The organism is Phycisphaerae bacterium (assembly GCA_012729815.1).
Lineage (GTDB): Bacteria > Planctomycetota > Phycisphaerae > JAAYCJ01 > JAAYCJ01 > JAAYCJ01.
This window is the reverse complement of sequence record JAAYCJ010000290.1, coordinates 1-2,649: the sequence shown is the minus strand read 5'-3', so window position 1 is coordinate 2,649 and position 2,649 is coordinate 1. Positions and strand designations below refer to the sequence as shown.

3 protein-coding genes are annotated in these 2,649 nt (G+C 62.2%); 1 reads left to right on the top strand and 2 read right to left on the bottom strand.

Translation table 11 applies throughout. From position 1 onward, the window contains the following. Positions 1-710, bottom strand: a 710-nt coding sequence (locus GXY33_18830; protein ID NLX07197.1) for a hypothetical protein, incomplete at its 3' end; no start/stop codon positions are given. A 63-nt stretch (positions 711-773) separates the two neighbouring features. After that, positions 774-1,832, bottom strand: coding sequence for a hypothetical protein (locus GXY33_18825; protein ID NLX07196.1), 1,059 nt, complete (start codon positions 1,830-1,832; stop codon positions 774-776). 141 nt (positions 1,833-1,973) lie between these two features. On the opposite strand from GXY33_18825, the gene GXY33_18820 reads away from it, so the two are divergent. Next, a partial coding sequence (locus GXY33_18820) for a helix-turn-helix transcriptional regulator (protein NLX07195.1) occupies positions 1,974-2,649 on the top strand: 676 nt, incomplete at its 3' end.

The window sequence follows — 2,649 nt, the reverse complement described above, 5'->3', positions numbered from 1 at the left end:
CCCACCAACTGCTTCTCGTACGGAAAAATCAACTCATCCATCGTCTGCGGCGAACAGAACAACCCGTTGCGGAAACCGAAATCCTCGTAAATGAACATCCCGTCCGGCAACCCCACCTCGCGAAACAACACCTCATAGTGCCCGCGATAGTGATCCAGATACACCTGGCAGAAATCACGAATCCACTCCGGCTCCAGCAGCAGCGCCGGTAGAAAATTCTCATCCCCGATAATCCCCCGCAATAGCTCGAAAACGAACAGGTTGCTGTACACCACGTACTTCCCGCTCTTTCGCGCCGCCTCCAGCCCCTCCTTCGCTTTCGCCAGATCGCCCAACCGCGACCGCTCCACCGTCAAAAGCCGGTCCCGGACCGCCGCCCACTTCTCCTTCGTGTCGATCTCAAACCCCACGTGCTCCGGCACGCCCGACCGGCCCTTCCAATACTTCAGCTTCGCCCCGCGGCTGTCGATCGCCACCCGCCACGCATCCGTCTCCTCCACCAGCTCATCCCGCCCGGGAAAAATCGACGTATCGAACCACCCGCCCACGTTGATCATGTCATAATCGAAATACGCGCTCGGATCGGCGTCCTTCGGCAGCCCCTGCTTCTGCCACTCCGGTATCGTCTCGCCCCAGAAGTGCTCGTACAGACCCATCCGGTCGGGGATCTCTTTCCTCAGGATCAGCGTCATCCGTTCCCGCGAAGTCATGGCCGTCTCCTTGTCGATCTCCACCATCCGTCCCGACGCCGGGACGGCAATCGCCCAAGGAGCTTACCGCCCGCCCATCGCCCTGACCAGATCAAAATAGTACAAAACGTTGTCCATCGGAACGTTCACGGGAATGTGGTTTCCCACCGCCATGACAAACCCCGGACACGGCTTGCCGACCCGCATGCACCGCTCCACCTCCGCCTTGATCGCCGACTTCTCGCCGAACGTCAAAATCCGGCAGTCCGCGTTCCCCACGATCACGTGAGTCCGCCCGTACCGCTCCACCACGTACTCCAGACTCGTCAGCGGCTCAAAAATGAACCCGTCCGACCCCGCCGCCGCAATGTCGTCCACAAATTCCGTGAAATTCCCGTCCGAGCAGAACAATACCCGAATCCCCGCCTCGTGCAGCACTTCCCAGAACCGCTTGTACCGCGGGAAGATATAACGCCGATACCAGTCCGGCTTGAAAATCGCGCCCGACGTCCACACCATGTCGTCGTGCTGGATGAACACCTTGATGTCCGTCTTCGCCCATGCCCGGACGTTCGCCAGCGTGAGCTGGAAAAAACCCTCCAGCACGTACTCCCCGAACCGCTCCGCATCCACCCCCACCGCCTCCAGAAACATATCCCAGCCGAACGTCTGGATGCACCCCGAAACGATCGTCTTGTAATACCCCCCCGGAAAAACCGCATCCGGCGCCGACGCCTGCGCGTCATGATAAAGCCGGTTGAAAAACGCTACCCGCTCAGCCGGGTCAAAGCCCCCATACTCCGCCACCGCGTCGAAACTCAGCACCTCCTCCACGCTCTTGAACGGACACTCCTGCGGATCGCGAAGATCAACCCCGCCCTCCGCGTACTCCGAGTGCCCCATGTCCGTCGTGCGACCAAGCTCCTGCCACGCCTTCGGACCGTCGTTGGTGCTCCACAGCAGATCGTAATCCGCCCATTCACGGAACTTCCGCTGCGCCCGCTGAGCCTCGTCCGGATCCTTGCTGGCCGGGTCCAGCCCCGTCACCCTCCGAATCAGCGGCCAGTGAAAGCAATACTCCGTCCGACCCACCCGGTCCGTCGGCTCCAAATTCAACACCCTCATCCCGATCTCATACGACATCGCCACACTCCAGAACCCAGGTTCCACGACCCGACCAAAAACTCACACGATAATGAGTCTAGACAAACCCCGCCCTTCCGGGTATCTCTGGAGCTACGAAAACTATATCTATTCCTGCTCTCCGAGCGAAAGGGATTGACCGTGATCGACCGCCTCGACGTCCGCATACTCTACGTCGCCACCGTCACCATCGACCATACCTGGACCAGCCGCGACGTCTGCAGCTCCTTCTGGCGGATGTACCTCAACGACCGCCACGGCGCCTCCGTCCTCACCAACGCCGGCCCCTACCACATCACCCCCGACCGCGTCCACTTCGTCCCCGCATGGGTAACCTTCACCTGCCGCAACGCCACACCGGTCCGCAACTCCTACGTACACTTCGACTTGATCGGCCTCGCCAGCCCCGTCGTCCGCCGCGTCTTCCCGCAGCCGAGCTGCGCCAACGGCCGCGCCGCCGCCCTCCGCCGACGCGCCGACGCCCTCTTCCCCTCCGACAACCCCATCGACCAGCCCGCCCGCCTCTGCGAAATCAAATCCATGGTCCTGGCCGAACTCGCACGCCTCTTCCGATCCCTGCCCCAACCCAGCCAAGCCGCCCTCTCACACTCCCTCGCCGCCCAATCGTCCTTCAACGCCCTCACCGAATATATCGAAACCCACCTGGCCGCCCCCCTCGACAACGCCGACCTCGCCCGACGCTCCGGCCTCAGCGAAAGCCACTTCACCCGATGCTTCCACGCCGAACTCGGCATGAGCCCCGCCCGGTACGTCCGAGAACGCCGCGTCGCCGCCGCCGCCCAACGACTCGCCTTCT

Excerpts from the sequence above, each read along its gene's own strand:
- GXY33_18825 (NLX07196.1), bottom strand. The coding sequence starts at position 1,832 with ATGTCGTATGAGATCGGGATGAGGGTGTTGAATTTGGAGCCGACGGAC.